Origin of the sequence: Sporosarcina sp. FSL W7-1349 (assembly GCF_038003045.1) — a bacterium.
Taxonomy (GTDB): Bacteria; Bacillota; Bacilli; order Bacillales_A; family Planococcaceae; genus Sporosarcina.
In genome coordinates this window covers 125,153-143,441 of sequence record NZ_JBBOOK010000002.1, presented here as the reverse complement: position 1 = coordinate 143,441, position 18,289 = coordinate 125,153, and the positions used below count along the sequence as shown (strand labels likewise).

Here is an 18,289-nt window from a genome sequence, read left to right as displayed (position 1 = left end):
AATTTAAAATTCGCATATTGATTTGAAAAGGGGCAGATATCAAGTGGAACCAAAAATCGGCGTGATCATGGGGAGCAAAAGCGATTGGGACACGATGAAACATGCATGCGATGTCCTTGATGAATTGAATGTTCCGTACGAGAAAAAAGTGGTTTCAGCACATCGGACACCGGATTTTATGTTCGAGTATGCTGAGCAGGCTCACGAAAAAGGATTGCAGGTGATTATTGCGGGGGCAGGGGGTGCTGCCCATCTGCCCGGTATGGTCGCTGCCAAAACGGTTCTACCTGTCATTGGCGTGCCGGTCCAATCCAAAGCGTTGAATGGTATGGACTCCTTACTCTCCATCGTCCAGATGCCGGGCGGCGTTCCGGTGGCCACAATGGCTATCGGCAAGGCGGGGGCTGTGAATGCAGGCCTTCTTGCTGCCCAGTTCCTTGGTGTCCATGATGAAGCATTGAGGGGACGAATTGAAATGCGTCGTGACGAAATGCGGAAAATTGCCTTAGAAAGTAGCGGTGAATTAGTGTGAAGACCATTTTACCGGGACAGACGATCGGCATCATCGGCGGAGGCCAGCTCGGCCGAATGATGGGATTGGCGGCGAAAGAAGCAGGATTTAAAATTGCGGTTCTCGACCCGACGATGGATTCTCCTTGCGGCCAGATTGCCGATATCCAGATTGTCGCTCCCTATAATGACGAAGCGGCGCTTGAAGAATTGGGCGAGGTGAGCGATGTCATCACATATGAGTTTGAAAATATTGACTTTGAGGGGCTAAAGCGACTTTCCGAAATTGCGCATGTCCCGCAAGGCGCCGATCTCGTCCGGATTACACAAAACCGGATCACCGAGAAAGCGGAAATCCGACAAGCCGGCGCCCCGGTCGCTCCTTATATTGCAGTCCAGACGTTTGATGAATTAAAAGATGCCATCGACACAATCGGCTTTCCTTGCATCGTCAAAACGGCATTTGGCGGGTATGACGGCAAAGGGCAATTGAAATTAGATTCTCCGGAACATTTGCCAGAGGCAGAATCGCTCTTTGCCCATTCGGCCTGCATTGCGGAAGCGTTTGTTCCATTTATCAAGGAAATCTCTGTCATTATTCAGCGGAATGCTGCAGGCGAATCATATTGTTTGCCAGTAGCGGAAAACATCCACAAGCATCATATTTTGCATGAATCGATCGTACCGGCGCGCGTAGCCGCATCGGTCATCCAACGAGCTGAGGAAGCGGCACAGAAAATTGCTGATCACCTACAGTTGGTTGGTACGTTGGCAGTTGAAATGTTTGTGCTGGAAAACAATGAAATCATCATTAACGAATTGGCCCCACGGCCGCATAATTCGGGTCATTATTCCATTGAAGCGTGCAATGTTTCCCAATTCCATCAACATATCCGTGCTGTCTGTGGGTGGCCGCTCCGCAAGCCGAAATTATGGGCATCTTCCATCATGGTCAATGTCCTAGGGGAACATGTCGCCCCTCTGATTCGGGTCATCAAACAACACCCCGATTGGTCGGTCCATCTGTACGGCAAAGCGGAGGCTAAAGAGAAGCGCAAGATGGGGCATATTACAATCATGACTGAAGATATCGAGAATACATTGCAAGAAATTGCAGCTACGGGCATCTGGGAAGATTGAGCAGATGGCAGTAGGCGCATAAGCAGCGGCTTTACTTGATTTTCAAACGGTACCGTAACGACGGTCTTTCAACAACTTTAATCTAATTCCATTTGGGAGGAACCAAACATGACGAAAGTAAATGTATTTGTAACACTTCGTGAAAGTGTAGTAGATCCACAAGGAATTGCGACGCAAGAGGCTCTTCAAACATTAGGTTTCAGCGAAGTGACCAATGTCCGCGTTGGCAAGCTGATTGAACTTGAACTGGACGGATCGCAACAGGAAATCGAAACGCGTGTAACGGAAATGTGCGAGAAGCTTTTGGTGAATAAAGTTATTGAAAATTACCGCTTTGAAATCGGGGAGGTTGCGGGCAAATGAAGTTCGCTATTTTAGTGCTTCCGGGCTTAAGTTGCGATGTGGACATGCATCACGCTGTCACCAAAGTGGTGGGCGAAGACGCAGACCTCATTTGGCATTTGGATGCTGAACAAAAACTAGGACAATATGATGCGCTCCTCATTCCGAGTGGTGCTTCCTACGGGGATTATCTCCGCCCAGGCGCACTCGCTCAAGCCTCACCAGCTATCGAAAGTGTAAAGGCCTTTGCCGCATCCGGGAAACCAGTATTGGGGGTCGGGAATGGATTTCAAATCCTTGCAGAAGCAGGTCTATTGCCGGGCGCGTTTCTTCAAAACAAAGGATTGAAATTCAGAACAGGCAATGCGAAACTCGCCATCCGAAATAAAGATTCCAAATTTACCTCTGAATATGCAGAAGGACAAGACATCAACATCCCTTTTGCACACCAATACGGCAACTATTTTGTCGATGAAGAAACATTGACGGAATTGAAGCAGACAGACCGCATCGTCTTCACATATGTGGAAGATAATCATGACGGCAGCACAGATGCAATCGCCGGCGTGTTGAATGATGAGGGTAATGTGTTGGGTATGATGCCGTTGCCAGAACGGGCGGTTGAAAAAATCATCGGTGGAACAGATGGATACCCATTATTTCAATCAATCTTGAAAAATTGGAGTGAAAACAATGTCAGCCATGCATGAACCGAACGTACAACAGATCAAAGAGGAAAAGTTGTATCGCCAAATGGGGATGACCGATGAGGAATTCGAACGCGCGGAAAGCATCTTAGGCCGCCTGCCGAACTATACGGAAACGGGTCTCTTCTCTGCCATGTGGTCTGAGCATTGTTCTTATAAAAGTTCGAAGCCAATCCTCCGGAAATTCCCGACAAAAGGGGAACGTGTCTTGCAAGGTCCGGGAGAAGGGGCCGGGATTGTCGATATCGGTGATAATCAAGCAGCTGTCTTTAAAATGGAGTCGCATAACTCACCTTCTGCCATCGAACCTTTCATAGGAGCGGCGACAGGAGCGGGCGGCGTTCTCCGTGATGTCTTTTCCATGGGCGCTCGTCCGGTAGCACTCGTCAACTCCCTTCGGTTCGGCGATTTGACGGAAGAACGGGACCGTTATCTATTGGAGGAAGCCGTTGCGGGGATGGCCAGCTACGGGAACATTATCGGGATCCCAACGATCGCCGGTGAGGTGCAGTTCGATAACAGTTATTCCAAACGTCCTCTCGTCAATGCGATGGCGGTCGGTTTATTGAACCACGAAGATATTCAAAAAGGGGTCGCTTCCGGAGTCGGCAATATTGTCATGTATGCCGGTGCGACGACTGGGCGCGATGGCATACACGGAGCTACGATGTCGTCAGTCGAAGTAGCAGTAGATGAAGAAGCGGAATTGCCGGTCATGCAGGCAGGAGATCCATTCCTTGAGAAACTGGTCATGGAAGCCTGCTTGGAGCTAGTCAAATCGGATGCGCTCATCGGAATTCAAGACATGGGCGCGGCAGGCCTGACTTCATCTTCGGCCGAAATGGCCTCGAAAGCGGGCTATGGCGTCGAGTTGAACCTCGATCTTGTCCCGCAACGGGAAGAAGGCATGACGCCTTACGAGATGATGTTGTCCGAGTCGCAAGAGCGGATGTTGATCGTCGTGAAAAAAGGCCGTGAACAGGAAGTCACCGATTTATTCGCAAAATATAATATCGAAGCGGTAGCGATCGGGCACGTGACGGATGACAAAATGCTTCGCCTCCTCCACAAAGGGGAAGTGGTGGCGGAAGTATTGGCAGATGCACTGGCCGAAGACGCACCGGTCTATCATAAAAAATCCGAAGAGCCGGCCTACTTCAAAGAGTTCCAGGCGATGGACATGACGGAGCCAGTCGTCGACGATTTGAATGAAACATTGAAAGCTTTATTGAAACGGCCGACAATCGCTTCAAAAGAATGGATTTACAATCAGTTTGATACGCAGGCTGGACATAATACGGTCGTGGCGCCAGGTTCTTCTGCAGGGATCATCCGGGTAGAAGGGACGAATAAAGGCCTTGCGATGACGGCGGATTGCAACTCCCGTTTTGTCTATCTCGATCCGGAAACTGGTGGGAAAATCGCCATCGCGGAAGCGGCACGGAACTTGGTTTGTTCCGGTGCAGAACCGATTGCGATCACGGATTGCTTGAACTTCGGCAGCGCAGATAAGCCGGAAGTATTCTGGCAGCTTGAAAAATCGGCGGACGGCATTTCAGAAGCGTGTGTAAAATTGAACACGCCAGTCATCAGCGGAAACGTCTCTCTTTCCAACGAAGTGAACGGCGTGCCAGTCTATCCGACACCGACTATCGGGATGGTAGGGATCGTTCATGACTTGTTGGAAGTGACGACGACTGTATTCAAAAATGCTGGAGATCTCATTTACATGATCGGAGAAACTGCCATGGATTTCGGCGGCAGTGAATTGCAACAAATGACCGAAGGGAAAATCTTCGGGCGGGTTCCTGCGATTGATCTGGATGTGGAGGCGAAACGCCAACAGGAATTGCTTACGGCGATTCAACACGAACTTGTCCAATCGGCAACAGACTTGTCGGAAGGCGGCTTTGCCGTAGCACTTTGCGAGAAGGCATTCGGCACAGAAAACCTGGGTGCCGAAGTGGCCATTTCCGGTTCGGCGGTCACTGCTTTATTCAGCGAAACTCAATCACGATTCCTTGTTACAGTGAAGGAAGAGAATGCAGCCGCTTTTGAAAAACTGGTGGATGACGCAGTGAAGATCGGTACCGTGACAGACAACGGCCGACTTGTCATAAAAGGCGACAACGCTACATTGATTGACGGGACGGTAGAGGAATTCCGTTCCGCTTGGAAAGGGGCAATCCAATGCTTGCTGAACTCAGAGGCATAAACGAAGAGTGCGGCGTGTTTGGCATTTGGGGAAATGAAGATGCGGCGCAGATCACGTACTATGGTCTGCACGCGCTGCAACACCGAGGGCAGGAAGGCGCAGGTATTGCAACGAAGAATGGAAAAGGGCTCCAAGTCATTAAAGGCGAAGGCTTAGTGAATGAAGTGTTCTCCGGCGACAAGATAGAAGGGTTGAAAGGGCGAAGTGCAATCGGGCAAGTCCGTTATACGACGGAAGACGGCCGCGGCATTGAGAACGTCCAACCCCTCGTATTCCGTTCTACGACAGGAAGCATGGCCATCGCTCATAATGGGAACCTCGTCAACGCGCGTGACTTGAAAGAACATTTGGAGAAGCAAGGCAGCATTTTCCAAACGACATCGGATACAGAAGTGCTCGCCCATTTGATCAAGAGAAGCAGCGGCTCGTTGACACAGCGGGATCGTGTGAAAAAAGCATTGGCGATTTTGAAGGGTGCTTTTGCCTTTGTTCTATTGACGGAGGAAGGTCTCATGGTGGCGCAGGATCCGAACGGCTTGCGTCCGCTATCCCTCGGGAAGCTGGGGGATGCGTGGGTAGTCGCTTCGGAGACATGTGCGTTTGATATTATCGGTGCGGAACATATCCGTTCGGTCGAGCCCGGAGAATTATTGATCATCAATGATAAGGGGCTGCAGTCGGAACGGTTTGCGCCGGCCGCGGATCGGGCAATCTGTTCGATGGAGTATGTTTACTTCTCCCGGCCGGATTCGGATATAGATGATATCAACATCCATATGGCACGGAAACGATGCGGAAAGCAGTTGGCCCGGGAAGTCCACATCGATGCTGATGTCGTGACCGGGGTGCCGGATTCAAGCATTTCGGCAGCAATCGGATTTTCCGAGGAGAGCGGCATTCCATATGAGCTCGGTCTCATAAAAAACCGATATGTCGGTCGGACGTTCATTCAACCCTCCCAGGCTTTACGGGAAAAAGGGGTGAAGATGAAGCTGTCCCCGGTCCATCAAGTGGTCAATGGCAAACGGGTTGTCATGGTTGACGACTCGATTGTGCGGGGAACGACTTCGAGACGGATCGTGTCGTTACTGAAAGAGGCAGGCGCCACGGAAGTCCATGTCGTCATCGCTTCTCCTCCGCTCGTCAGTCCATGTTATTATGGGGTGGATATCAGTACGGACTCCGAGCTCATTGCAACGGGCCGGTCCGTAGAGGAGGTCCGGGAACTGATCGGTGCGGATTCCCTGACATTCCTTTCAATAGAAGGAATGTTGAACGCGATGGGCCGTTCCCCTCAAATGAAAAATTGTGGGCAATGCTTGGCTTGCTTTACGGGCGAATATCCGACAGACATCTATTCGGATACAGCGATGCCACATGAAAAAGAAATCGTACGATAGGAGGCCTTTCCATGTCGAAGGCGTATGAAAAAGCGGGTGTAAATATTGAAGCGGGCTATGAGTCCGTTGAACGTATGAAGTCGCATGTGGCTCGGACGGCGAGGAAGGGTGTCGCGGGTACGTTTGGCGGATTCGGCGGCATGTTCGACTTGTCCGCTCTCAACTTTAAAGAGCCGGTTTTGATTTCCGGAACGGATGGGGTCGGGACGAAGTTGAAGCTTGCGTTCCTGGCGGACAAGCACGATACGATCGGAATTGATTGTGTGGCAATGTGCGTGAATGATATCGTGGCGCAAGGAGCCGAGCCATTGTATTTCCTTGACTATATTGCGCTTGGAAAAGCGGTTCCGGAAAAGGTCGAAGCGATCGTAAAAGGAATTGCGGATGGCTGTGTCCAATCGGGCGCCGCATTGATCGGCGGGGAAACGGCGGAAATGCCGGGCCTCTATGATGTGGATGAATATGACTTGGCGGGATTTGCGGTCGGTGCATGCGAGAAGAGCGACATCATCACAGGAGAAAAAGTGGCGGATGGTGATGTTCTTGTCGGAATTGCTTCGAGCGGGATCCATTCCAACGGCTATTCGCTCGTCCGGAAAATCGTTTTGGAAGATCAAGGCTATGCAATCGACCAAACGATTGAAGGCTATGAAGAGCTAGGCACAGTCGGCGACGCATTGCTCCAACCGACGAAAATCTATGCAAAACCGGTCTTGCAAATGCACAAGGAACTGAATGTCCATTCGATGGGCCATATTACAGGCGGAGGATTCTTCGAGAACTTGCCTCGTATGTTGGCGGAAGGGTTCGGAGTAGAGATTGATCTTGGGTCTTGGCCAGTTCTTCCGGTATTCAACATGCTGAAAGAAAAAGGCGAATTGACGGATAAAGACTTGTATAGCGTCTTCAATATGGGAATCGGTTTTGTCGTTGCACTACCGGAAGCTGATGCGGCGAGAGCGATTGAAATCGCAGCGGAACATGGTGAACAGGCATATTTGATCGGCCGTGTCGTAAAAGGCGAAGGTGTTGTGTTCACAGGAACGCACGACGGGAGTTTGGAAGCATGACCGATAAGAAAAAAATTGCCGTTTTCGCTTCTGGAAGCGGCAGTAATTTTGCGGCAATCGAAGAAGCTTGCCGCAACGGGGAACTGAATGCGGAAATCGTCATGATGGTGACAGATAAGCCCGAGGCGTACGTCGTGGAACGGGCAGAACTAGCAGGAGTCCCGGTCGCAGGTTTCCGTCCGAAAGATTATGGGGCGAAGCAGGCTTATGAAGAAGCCGTTCTCTCCGTACTGCAGGAAGCGGGGGCGGAATGGCTTATACTGGCAGGCTATATGCGGCTAGTCGGTCCGGTTTTATTAGAAGCGTATCCGAACCGGATCGTCAACATCCATCCATCGTTGCTTCCTGCTTTCCCTGGTAAGGATGCGATCGGCCAGGCCATCGAAAAGGGCGTCAAAGTGACAGGCGTCACCGTCCATCTGGTAGATGAAGGGATGGATACAGGGCCGATCTTAGCACAGCGCGCGGTCGATGTAATCGAATGCGATGTGGACAAGACGGCGAAAGCGATCCATGCGGTGGAGCATGGGTTGTATAAAGAGACTTTGCAGCAGTTGTTTAACTAGGAAGCAGTAAAAATGAAAAATTGATCTGTCCATTACCAAAAAACGGAGGGTTTATTCGTGAAAAAACGTGCATTGCTGAGTGTGTCGGATAAAAGCGGCATATTGGAATTCGCCCAGGCGCTGGAAGGGCTGGGTTATGAGCTTTTATCGACAGGCGGAACAATGAAGCATTTGAAAGACAACGGTGTCGCGGTGACAGCGGTTGACGAGGTGACCGGTTTTCCGGAAATCATGGAAGGCCGCGTGAAAACACTTAACCCGATGATCCATGGCGGGCTGCTGGCCAAACAGGATGATCCATCACACCAAGCGCAAATGGAGGAACACGGCATCCGTCCGATCGATATCGTCTGCGTCAATCTGTATCCATTCAAAGAAACCATTTCCAAACCGGATGTATCTGTCGAAGATGCGATTGAAAATATCGATATCGGCGGTCCGGCCATGCTTCGTGCATCTGCGAAGAACCATGCCTATGTGACCGTTATTGTCGACGCTGTAGATTACGATCAAGTCTTGTCCGAATTAAAAGCGGAAGGCCACACGACACCTGAAACACGCCGCCGTCTTGCAGCGAAAGTGTTCCGTCATACCGCAGCGTACGATGCACTCATTTCGGGCTATTTAACAGAGCTGACGGGCGAAGAATTCCCGGAACAAGTGACGTATACATACGAGCTGAAGCAACCGCTCCGATATGGAGAAAACCCACATCAAAAAGCGGCATTTTATAGCCGTCCGCTCGGCTCGGATTTCTCGATCGCCTATGCGGAGCAATTGCACGGCAAAGAGCTTTCGTACAACAATATCCAGGATGCCAATGCGGCAATCCAGATCGTTAAGGAATTCGATGCGCCTGCAGCGGTTGCGGTGAAACATATGAATCCTTGCGGCGTCGGAACGGGAGTAACGATTTCTGAGGCATTCAATAAAGCATATGAAGCGGATCCGGTTTCCATTTTCGGCGGAATTGTCGCACTCAACCGTGAAGTCGATGCGGCGACGGCTGAGCAATTGTCGGGGATTTTCCTGGAAATCGTCATTGCACCTTCCTTCACGCCGGAAGCGATTGAACTGCTGACAGCGAAAAAGAACATCCGCCTATTGACGATTTCATTCGAACAAAACAAGAAAGACCAGTGGAACACGGTATCTGTAGAAGGCGGACTGTTAATGCAGGAGCCGGATGCGTACGGTTTCGCGGATGCGGATATTCGCGTTGCAACCGACCGTGAGCCGACGAACGAAGAATGGGAAGCATTGCGCCTTGGCTGGGCAGTTGTGAAGCACGTGAAATCCAATGCGATCGTCGTCTCGGATTCCCAGATGACGCTGGGCGTCGGAGCGGGTCAAATGAACCGTGTCGGAGCAGCGAATATCGCATTGACGCAAGCAGGGGAGCGTGCCAAAGGGGCGGCACTCGCATCTGACGCATTCTTCCCTATGAACGATACCGTTGAAGCAGCGGCACAAGCCGGCATTACGGCAATCATTCAGCCGGGTGGTTCTGTGAAAGATGAAGATTCGATCAAGAAAGCGAACGAATACGGCATCGCCATGGTCTTCACAGGCGTCCGTCATTTCAAACATTAAGGGGGAAATCCAGTGAAAGTACTCGTTATTGGCAGTGGCGGCCGGGAGCATGCGATTGCCCGTCAGTTCAATCAATCACCTTCCGTGAAGAGCGTATTTGTCGCTCCGGGCAATGACGGCATGAAAGCCGATGCGGAAGTCGTCGCAATCCAGGCGACGGATTTTGAAGCACTTGCGGCATTCGCCAAGGAAAACGGCATCGATTTGACCTTTGTCGGTCCGGAGCAACCGTTGGCGGAAGGAATTGTGGACTATTTTGCAGAGCAAGGCCTGACAGCTTTCGGACCGACGAAAGCAGCGGCTTTGATCGAAGGCAGCAAGTCATTCGCAAAAGAATTGATGGTCAAATATAATATTCCGACCGCGGCATATGGCACCTTCACCGATGCGGAAGAGGCAAAGGCGTTCATCCGCGAGCAGGGCGCGCCGATTGTCGTAAAAGCGGACGGCCTGGCAGCAGGCAAAGGCGTAATCGTTGCGACTACATTGGATGAGGCGCTTGAAGCAGTGGATGATATGATTGGCAATCAAAAATTCGGCGAGTCCTCCTCCAAAGTGGTCATCGAAGAATTTTTGGACGGCGAGGAATTCTCGTATATGTCTTTTGTCCACGACGGGCAGATCTATCCGATGGTCATCGCCCAAGATCATAAGCGTGCCTATGACGGAGACAAAGGTCCGAATACGGGCGGAATGGGTGCGTATTCTCCGGTTCCGCAAATCTCGGAAAGCGTCGTGCAAGAGGCATATGACAAGGTCGTCGTACCGACAGTGGAAGCGATGGCGGCGGAAGGAACCCCGTTTACGGGAATCTTATATGCCGGTTTGATCCTGACAAAGGAAGGGCCGAAAGTGATCGAGTTCAACGCACGTTTTGGCGATCCGGAAACACAAATCGTCCTCCCGCGAATGGCGTCCGATTTCGGTGAATTCATGTCCGCTCTGATGGCGGGACAACCGTATAACCTGAAATGGCATGACGAGTCGATGCTCGGTGTCGTCGTCGCAGCGGACGGGTATCCGGGGGATGTCGTAAAAGGCAATCCATTGCCGAATCTGGATGAATTGAGATCCCACGGGCTGGAAGTATTCCACGCTGGAACAAAATTGGAAGGCGATCGCTATGTCGGCAATGGCGGACGTGTGTTGTTAATTGCCGCGCAGGCGGATTCGTTGAAGGAAGCGCAGGAAAAGGTGTACGCAGGTCTCTCCCAGCTTGAATGGGACGGATTTTTCTACCGGAAAGACATCGGCTGGCGGACATTTGAATAAAAGCATAGCGTAGAGTCCTGTCTCAAGTAAAGGAAGTAAATGCCTTTGATACAGGCTTCGATATGTGCTAGTATTAACGTAATTGCATAAACTAAATGTTTTCTAGGGTTCCGCAACATTGTTGTTGGTCTGGTCCGAGGGAAAACTCACAGCATAGCTGTGCCACGGACGGATAAAAGCCTAGGAGATTCTGTAAACAGATCTCCTAGGCTTTTTAGTTTGGCAAAAAATAGATTGGAGGAATTGTCAATGAATGCAAACTGGATGAAAGTATTCATCGCTGCTTTTTTTGAAGTTTTTTGGGTCATCGGATTAAAACATGCAAATGACTTTTGGACATGGACTGGAACAGTAATTTCCATCATCATCAGTTTTTATTTAATGATAATGGCTGGACGAAAACTTCCCGTGGGAACGGTATATGCGGTTTTTGTTGGTCTTGGTACAGCAGGGACCATCTTTTCTGAAATTCTATTCTTTGAGGAACCATTTAAAATAGGAAAAATCTTATTGATTTTATTTTTATTAGCTGGGGTCATTGGCTTGAAATTAGTGACAAAGGACGAAGTTCAGGAAGGGGATGAAGTTTAATGGCATGGACATCGTTAATCTTAGCAGGCTTATGTGAAATGTTCGGGGTTGCCATGATCAATAAATTGCATAAAGATCGCAATTGGCAAGCGTTAGTATTATTAATACTCGGATTTGGATTCAGTTTTCTATTTCTTGCGTACGCGATGAAATCACTGCCAATGGGGACAGCCTACGCAATTTGGACCGGAATCGGTGCTTCTGGGGGAGCCATATTAGGGATGATTTTATATGGCGAGTCAAAAGATTGGAAAAGAATAGTTTTTATAGCAATGGTGTTAGGGGCAGCGATTGGTTTGAAGCTCATCTCGTAAGTCGTTGAATTGTTTTTTAGATAATAGTTATTTCAGAGGAGGAGTATGGTGAATAATCGGGTATAGATTCATACGTACTTCTCCTTTCTTTTTACAGTGATCATTAGCCTTGTTGCTAATCGGTTTTAAAAAGTATATATGCTATACATAATATAACTTTAGAACTATTGTTAGAATAATAAAGTTTAGACTATTATAATGGGACAACTTGTCGAAAGGCGGCGAATTTATGAGGAAAATCCCGAATCCATTTACGAAAAATTCCCCGGCTATAAATAAATCGTCCACCGATTTTGATAAGCATTTGAATCACTTTGAAGAAATGATCGATTTCGGTATGTGGAAATATGATGTTCAGGAGGACAAGGGGTTATGGTCTGAAAAGATGTTTGAAATTTTCAACATACCAATTAAACAAGCTCCTTCCTTCAACAAAGTTCTGGAACGGGTCCATGCAGATGATCAAAGTAAGTTTCTGGAATGGTATCAGAAAGTGCTGCAGGATAAAACCGGCTATCGCCTCACCTATCGGATTGTCAAAGAGGATGGGGAGTTGAAATTTCTGGACCAGACTTGCGATGTGATCGTCGACGAGACCGGGACAGTCACCCATTTAATAGGAACTACCATCGACATTACGGAGAGTCGGAAGATAGAGCAGGCATTACGGAAACATCTCCATAAAGCGAGAAAAGTCGCAGAAGTTATCGAAGCGGGCGTGTGGTCGGTGGATGTGCGAAATAATTCGATGTACTATTTGTCCCCAAGACTTTCTGCAATTAGTGGTTACGAATCCATTAACCTGACCGACGATCAGAATACATGGCGGAACATTATCCATAAAGACGACGTGCCCCGATATGATGAAAGAAATGAAAACCTGAATCCGGATCAAGTGGAGAGCATTGAATACCGGATTTTTCATAAGGACGGGGATATCAAATGGGTCCGGGATGAAGTGATCCCCACGTATGACGAAGACGGGCAGCTTATTTCGCTGGAAGGAATCATAACGGATATCACGAATTTTGTGGAGAGCGAACGGCGAATGGCTTATTTGGCATATCATGATCATTTGACAGGCCTTCCCAATCGCCGATTATTTGATGAAAGACTGGAAGATATTCTGGAAGAGTCGAAAGCAGAAGGAAAGACATTCTCTGTTTTTTATATGGATGTGGACGGATTCAAACGCATCAATGATTCATTGGGACATAAAATGGGCGATCGATTATTGGAGGAATTTTCGCAAAGGGTCAAGGAAATCCTTCCTGAACAGACCCTCTTATCCCGTCTTGGTGGAGATGAGTTCGCAGTCATTGTTCCGAATATTTCAGGAAGTAAGGATACCGTTGAAATAGCGAAAAAGTTAATAACAAATCTCCAACAGCCTTATAAATTCGACACAGTGGAGCTTTATGCGACGGCTAGCATCGGGATATCCATCTACCCTTTGGACGGCGATAACGCGAAAGCTTTACTCGATAAAGCCGATATAGCATTATATCGCGCAAAGGAGATGGGAAAAAACACCTACCAGCTCTTCATGCCATCCATGAATGTGGAAACTTACAAATTGTATACGCTCGATCAGGATTTGCGGAAAGCGATGGATCGAAATGAGTTCTTTCTCCATTATCAACCGAAAGTGGAGTCCAAAACGGGATTGATGGTAGGCGCAGAAGCATTGATTCGCTGGTATCATCCCGAATGGAAATTGGTTTCGGCCGGAGAATTCATCCCTTTGTCCGAGGAGAATGGATTGATTTTCCCGATTACCTCTTGGGTGTTCCGTTCGGTTTGTGAACAGTTGAAAAAATGGTCTAGGGAAGGGGTGAAGCTTGTCCCGATTGCCATCAATATTTCCCCAAAACTATTTTTGAAAAATGATTGGGAAGTAGAGTTAGTCCAGATTATTGAAGAAACCGGTATTGATCCGACGTTACTGGAATTGGAAATAACGGAAAGTGAACTCATCAAAAATGGCGATTCCTTTATTCATTCCATAAACAAACTGAAATCCTATGGAATCAAAATTTCATTGGATGATTTCGGCACAGGGTATTCTTCCCTTTTCTACTTAAAGCAGTTTGAGTTGGATACACTCAAGCTGGACCGTTCTCTGATCACCCCACTGGATGAAAAATCATCCATCATCAAGGCAGTCATTCAATTAGCCCATGATATGAACATGACCGTCGTGGCGGAAGGCGTTGAAACGATAGAACAACGCGAATTCCTTAAGCAACAGGAATGCGACCTCATACAAGGCTATCTATTCAGTAAGCCGATACCAGCCGAGGAATTCATCGATCTCCTTCACCAGCCTATTCTTCGACCTACTAAACATAACTCATTTCAGCCTGGAAAAGAGAGAAGAAAGGGATTTCGGATTGAACCGGCCTTTCCCCTTTCCGCTCATATGACAATCGCCAAATACAAGGGAAACTATGTCACGATGGGAACGACTGAAATTTTGATTGAAAATATCGGAGTTGGCGGTCTTCGGTTTTTATCAACTGTCAATCTACCGGTAAACCCGGACATTATCCTAAAATTCGAGACCGAAATACTCGGAGAAACGACCAGTGTAATGGGTACAATCGTCTGGCGTGAAGTAGTCGGAGAATTTTTCCGGTACGGGATTCAATTCAATACTTCTGAAAGCATGCAACAATCGCTGGTTCGAACCTTGAACCGTTTCGCCATCCAACTAAAAACAGATCCAGCCCCTCCCAATTGCAGTTTCATGAAAGATGGAATTTTTAAGCGGCTTTCTGAAATAAAGAATGGTTGATCGTCATGCAAAACAGACCACGCAGCTACGTGGTCTGTTGTCTTATTCGATCGCTCCCGTGCTTTTTAATTTAACATTCACCATGACATTGAATTTGATTTCGGGATATATGCGTTCCCATTCATCCATCAAATCCTCCCGCGATAGTCTCGTCGCTCGGTAACGCAAGCCGAATCCGAACGGATCGACATTGTTCTCTTGGAGCTTTGTCAATAACTCCATCACTTTCTTTTTAACATCTTTTTCCGCTTGCTCACTGTACTTTTTTAAATGCCTATTGTCCAAAACCTTACTTGATTCACTGATAACACCACTCTTCTTAATATATATATCGATTCGAGGGGCACCTTCGTCGAGGATGATTTTATATTTCATTTTTACTCTGTTGATGAATAACACCATGTGATGATCATCTTCTTTAATTTCATAGTTAAACTCGTTTACATCTTTTATAAGTGAATTTAAATATTTCGTTTGGAGTTGTGTCAGTTCTACCGGCTCTCCCCCCCATTTGAGTACGAGTGATTTATTTACTTCAAAATGTTTCTTCTCCTCATTAATATCGATGATAGGTAAAACGGCATTTATGCCCTTGTTTAATGCTTTTCGTCTCATTTCGAATAGAAAAGTTGTCGAGATATAAGGACTATCCGTACCGGTATTATCGAAAAAATTGAATAAAGCAATCGTTGCAGGAGGTTCAGTATCCGGCGCAAAGGTAACCGTTTCCTCAGCAGTCTTTTCAGAAACGGCAACATAAGCGATCATTTGAATATCCCCACGTCTAGTGAAAACATCCATGAACGTGTTTAAATCCTTTGAAATCAATTCTTTGTTAATAACGATGCTTCTCGCATGACCTAAATCCAACTTTTTATCAACATAGGATTCCATTTTACGGATTGCTTCTGCAATCGAATCCGAGTCATGCGATAAATACGTAAAGTCTTGTGAAATAGCTTGTTTGACGTCACCAGCCGGTTTTGCGAGCTTCAATGTCACTTTGAAGCCATCTCTCACTTTTTCAGAAGGATCTATGCCAATTGCCAATACAAAAATCCTTTTGTCAATATCTTTGAAGGCGCAACCTGTTTGAAGAAGCAAGGATGCTATCATCGCAATGAAGAAAAAATTTTTCATCACTTTTCGCTTTCCCGCCATTTGGATGCAGCCCCTTTCTTCGCTAAGAGTAGGCATCCGATCAGCAAAAAGACTATAACCGGCAAGAAATATTCGTCAAATATTCTGAAAGATCTATAAAGCCCGTCAAGCGAAATAGTAGCTATTTCGTACATGGCGATTGCCCAAAAGCACACGATAAAAAAAGGAGTCGTTAAGTTATACCTTTTCCATTTGAACCGTTTGAACTGCACGGCGCCTGAAAGCAACTGGAGGGAAACATGCCAAAGCATCGTAATGCTCACAACAGCAAGGACCAAAAAAGCGCCGATGAAGAAAAAGAGGATTCTTTCGATGACTCCATATTTCATACGCATGGAATCACTTGTCATGATCCATGGATACAGAACATTATCCAACGAATCAAATCCTCCCAACCCTACGGGAATGAAATAAGTTGATAAGAGAAGAAATGTGCAGATTGCTGTTAAAAGAGCCATTCCTTTCCACGTCGGTTTTTTCAGTTTTGTGAAGAATCGGTTGAAAATCACTAAATTTGCTATCCCGATGCTAATATAGAGCGAGGAGCTAAAAGCCGCATAATCAGGCAAGTGATTAATGTGCATGATAGCAACACGCACGTAATCCCATTGGAAGTAAAAGTTAGAATACCCTTTTATGAGGATGAAAGCGATAAAAGGGACGATAATAAGAAAAATGATTTCGGTCAAATAAAAAATACCTCTTGGAGTCATCAAGATGCCATAAGTGATGACAAGCACAAAAGTCAATAAGATTATACTAATGTGCATATCCGGTGTTACGAAACGGATGATGATGGATGTATAGATGATTAATGATATTAGCCCCGCAAAATACCAGCATACAGAGAAAAAAAGAAGGACAGGCGTCGCAATCCACTTTGGTGTGTACGTTTTTAAAATTTCGGGCAAGCCTTGACCCGGGAAATGTCTGAATAAAGAAATGATAATATAAGAAACGATAATTATAACAGGAAGAACAAGAATGAGCGAAAGGATTGTTCCATTATCGTTTCCGGCGACGAGAACCCTCGGTGTAAGGGCAATTATATTTGCGAGCATGTTCACCAAAATTAAATAGAAAAGGAAACGGCTCATTTTTTGTCCATCCTTAATTCATCATTTTTATTCATCCACGGAATGCTTAAATACGGTCTCCCATAGCTTTCTTTATTTACTAACAGCATGATGAGCCCTATGAAACCAACTACTAACCCAACCGCACCAAATAAAATCGTGTAAACAAGAAGGAGAAGCCTAAGTACCCGTATCGCAAAACTCATTTCGTTGATAGGGATAATGAATGTGGAAATAGCAACTGCTGAAATGACGATGATCATAATATTTGAAGTAAGGGCGGCTTCTGTTGCTGCCGTACCTAAAATGAGACCGCCAACAGTCGTTGCAGTGGAACTGACAGCTTTCGGCAACCGCATACTCGCCTCGGTTAGCAATTCGACGAAAAATAACATGAAAAACACTTCAATAAACGAGGGATACGGTACACCGATCCTGCCTCCCGCAACAGTGAGCGCGAGTTCTAATCTCATGATATCCGGATTATACGATGTCACTACGACATATATACTAGGAAGCAAAAGACATACGAACAAACCCATATATCGCAGGAGAATAGTGAATGTCGTCACGCTGAAGATGTGGTAATTGTCTTCCATTGAAGACATGAAATCGAAAAAGATAACAGGTGCGATAATAACATCTGGGCTTCCATCAATTGCGATAATCACTTTCCCATCGTTCAAATTGTAGACAATCCGGTCGGGTCGTTCCGTTATTAACGCCGATGGGAAGAGAGAAAACTTTCCCTTGTTAAGAAAATGTTGAAGGTCACCCGCAGATTGAAACAGACGGGTTCCGATATTTTTAAACCGCTTCTTTATTTCCTTCAATATAACTGGATCGACTTGATCGTCATCATACAGCAAGGTGATCAACTGATTAGCGCTATTTTTCACTATGAGGGATTCAACTTTTAAAGAAGGGTTAGCATAGCGTTGCCTGATCAAATTGACCAATGTTTCAATATCCTCACTTAATCCTTTTTGCGGCCCATGAATGGTAGGTTCCATCAACGTTTCTTGCACTTCGTTGTTTTTGTTGAGTCGGAAATCCAACAAAAATATTTTATCTCCAATCGCAATCAATACAGCACCTACAGTAAGCAAATTTAGCAATTGGGACGTGCTAGGCATATCGATTTGGTTTGGCAAAGATTGTATATATGAAGAGAAACTTTCTTTGGAAGCCATTTCAAAGAAGGGACGAATAACCGTTTGCTGGAGTGTGTTTCCATCCACAACAGTCTTCACATATAAAAGAAATGCGCAATGGCCTTTAATTTGTAAAGGTGTATGAATGATGTCCTCTGATGGCTTGAGCTGTTTCAATAGTTCATTGAATAATGCCGGTGCCTCCGGGAGTCCAGGGGTTCCTTGTTTTTCAGTCAATTGCGTCCCTCCCTTCTAGTGGAGCATAGAAAAAGTTCGTCATTAGCGTTCCCGGTAACATGGGGAATGATACGCACTTTCTGGAGGAATCGATAAAAAGCCCCGGCTCCATTAGGAATCGGGGCGATGTTCTATTTAGTTATC

General features: G+C 46.8%; 16 protein-coding genes and 1 riboswitch. Of the genes, 13 read left to right on the top strand and 3 right to left on the bottom strand.

Going from position 1 to position 18,289, the window contains the following annotated elements; all coding sequences use genetic code 11:
- Positions 1-43 precede the first annotated feature (43 nt).
- The 13 genes from purE to MKY41_RS14585 all read left to right on the top strand — a co-directional run bounded on the left by purE (position 44) and on the right by MKY41_RS14585 (position 14,517).
- A complete protein-coding gene (purE, locus tag MKY41_RS14645; protein ID WP_340745824.1) occupies positions 44-532 on the top strand; it encodes a 5-(carboxyamino)imidazole ribonucleotide mutase in 489 nt (162 codons plus the stop codon).
- Positions 529-1,650, top strand: a complete 1,122-nt coding sequence (gene purK / locus MKY41_RS14640; protein WP_340745823.1) for a 5-(carboxyamino)imidazole ribonucleotide synthase — start codon at positions 529-531, stop codon at positions 1,648-1,650. The genes purE and purK overlap by 4 nt, the downstream gene beginning before the upstream one ends.
- A 108-nt stretch (positions 1,651-1,758) precedes the next feature.
- Positions 1,759-2,013 carry a phosphoribosylformylglycinamidine synthase subunit PurS gene (purS, locus tag MKY41_RS14635; RefSeq protein ID WP_340745822.1) on the top strand — a complete coding sequence of 85 codons (255 nt, stop codon included), beginning with the start codon at positions 1,759-1,761 and terminating at the stop codon, positions 2,011-2,013.
- Positions 2,010-2,702 carry a phosphoribosylformylglycinamidine synthase subunit PurQ gene (purQ, locus tag MKY41_RS14630; RefSeq protein WP_340745821.1) on the top strand — a complete coding sequence of 231 codons (693 nt, stop codon included), beginning with the start codon at positions 2,010-2,012 and terminating at the stop codon, positions 2,700-2,702. The genes purS and purQ overlap by 4 nt, the downstream gene beginning before the upstream one ends.
- A complete protein-coding gene (purL, locus tag MKY41_RS14625) occupies positions 2,686-4,914 on the top strand; it encodes a phosphoribosylformylglycinamidine synthase subunit PurL (protein WP_340745820.1) in 2,229 nt (742 codons plus the stop codon). The genes purQ and purL overlap by 17 nt, the downstream gene beginning before the upstream one ends.
- Complete coding sequence (gene purF / locus MKY41_RS14620; RefSeq protein WP_340745819.1) at positions 4,890-6,314, top strand: amidophosphoribosyltransferase; 1,425 nt, start codon at positions 4,890-4,892, stop codon at positions 6,312-6,314. The genes purL and purF overlap by 25 nt, the downstream gene beginning before the upstream one ends.
- Positions 6,315-6,325: 11 nt before the next feature.
- Complete coding sequence (gene purM / locus MKY41_RS14615) at positions 6,326-7,384, top strand: phosphoribosylformylglycinamidine cyclo-ligase (protein WP_340745818.1); 1,059 nt, start codon at positions 6,326-6,328, stop codon at positions 7,382-7,384.
- Positions 7,381-7,950, top strand: coding sequence for a phosphoribosylglycinamide formyltransferase (gene purN, locus MKY41_RS14610; protein ID WP_340745817.1), 570 nt, complete (start codon positions 7,381-7,383; stop codon positions 7,948-7,950). Before purM ends, purN begins: the two co-directional genes overlap by 4 nt.
- Positions 7,951-8,007: 57 nt before the next feature.
- Positions 8,008-9,543 carry a bifunctional phosphoribosylaminoimidazolecarboxamide formyltransferase/IMP cyclohydrolase gene (gene purH / locus MKY41_RS14605; RefSeq protein ID WP_340745816.1) on the top strand — a complete coding sequence of 512 codons (1,536 nt, stop codon included), beginning with the start codon at positions 8,008-8,010 and terminating at the stop codon, positions 9,541-9,543.
- A gap of 12 nt (positions 9,544-9,555) precedes the next feature.
- Positions 9,556-10,815, top strand: coding sequence for a phosphoribosylamine--glycine ligase (gene purD / locus MKY41_RS14600; RefSeq protein WP_340745815.1), 1,260 nt, complete (start codon positions 9,556-9,558; stop codon positions 10,813-10,815).
- 91 nt (positions 10,816-10,906) lie between these two features.
- A riboswitch (guanidine-I (ykkC/yxkD leader) is annotated at positions 10,907-11,004 on the top strand.
- Between the two features lie 60 nt (positions 11,005-11,064).
- Complete coding sequence (locus tag MKY41_RS14595) at positions 11,065-11,406, top strand: DMT family transporter (RefSeq protein ID WP_340745814.1); 342 nt, start codon at positions 11,065-11,067, stop codon at positions 11,404-11,406.
- Positions 11,406-11,720 (top strand): DMT family transporter, encoded by a 315-nt coding sequence (locus MKY41_RS14590; RefSeq protein WP_340745813.1) that lies wholly within the window; start codon positions 11,406-11,408, stop codon positions 11,718-11,720. The genes MKY41_RS14595 and MKY41_RS14590 overlap by 1 nt, the downstream gene beginning before the upstream one ends.
- A gap of 229 nt (positions 11,721-11,949) precedes the next feature.
- Complete coding sequence (locus MKY41_RS14585) at positions 11,950-14,517, top strand: EAL domain-containing protein (RefSeq protein WP_340745812.1); 2,568 nt, start codon at positions 11,950-11,952, stop codon at positions 14,515-14,517.
- 42 nt (positions 14,518-14,559) lie between these two features.
- On the opposite strand, the gene MKY41_RS14580 is transcribed toward MKY41_RS14585, so the two are convergent.
- The 3 genes from MKY41_RS14580 to MKY41_RS14570 are packed head-to-tail and all read right to left on the bottom strand — an operon-like array spanning position 14,560 to position 18,145.
- Entirely contained in the window at positions 14,560-15,678 is a 1,119-nt protein-coding gene (locus MKY41_RS14580; RefSeq protein ID WP_340745811.1) for a Ger(x)C family spore germination protein, read from the bottom strand.
- Positions 15,657-16,775 carry a GerAB/ArcD/ProY family transporter gene (locus MKY41_RS14575; protein ID WP_340745810.1) on the bottom strand — a complete coding sequence of 373 codons (1,119 nt, stop codon included), beginning with the start codon at positions 16,773-16,775 and terminating at the stop codon, positions 15,657-15,659. Before MKY41_RS14575 ends, MKY41_RS14580 begins: the two co-directional genes overlap by 22 nt.
- Entirely contained in the window at positions 16,772-18,145 is a 1,374-nt protein-coding gene (locus MKY41_RS14570) for a spore germination protein (RefSeq protein ID WP_340745809.1), read from the bottom strand. Before MKY41_RS14570 ends, MKY41_RS14575 begins: the two co-directional genes overlap by 4 nt.
- Positions 18,146-18,289 lie beyond the last annotated feature (144 nt).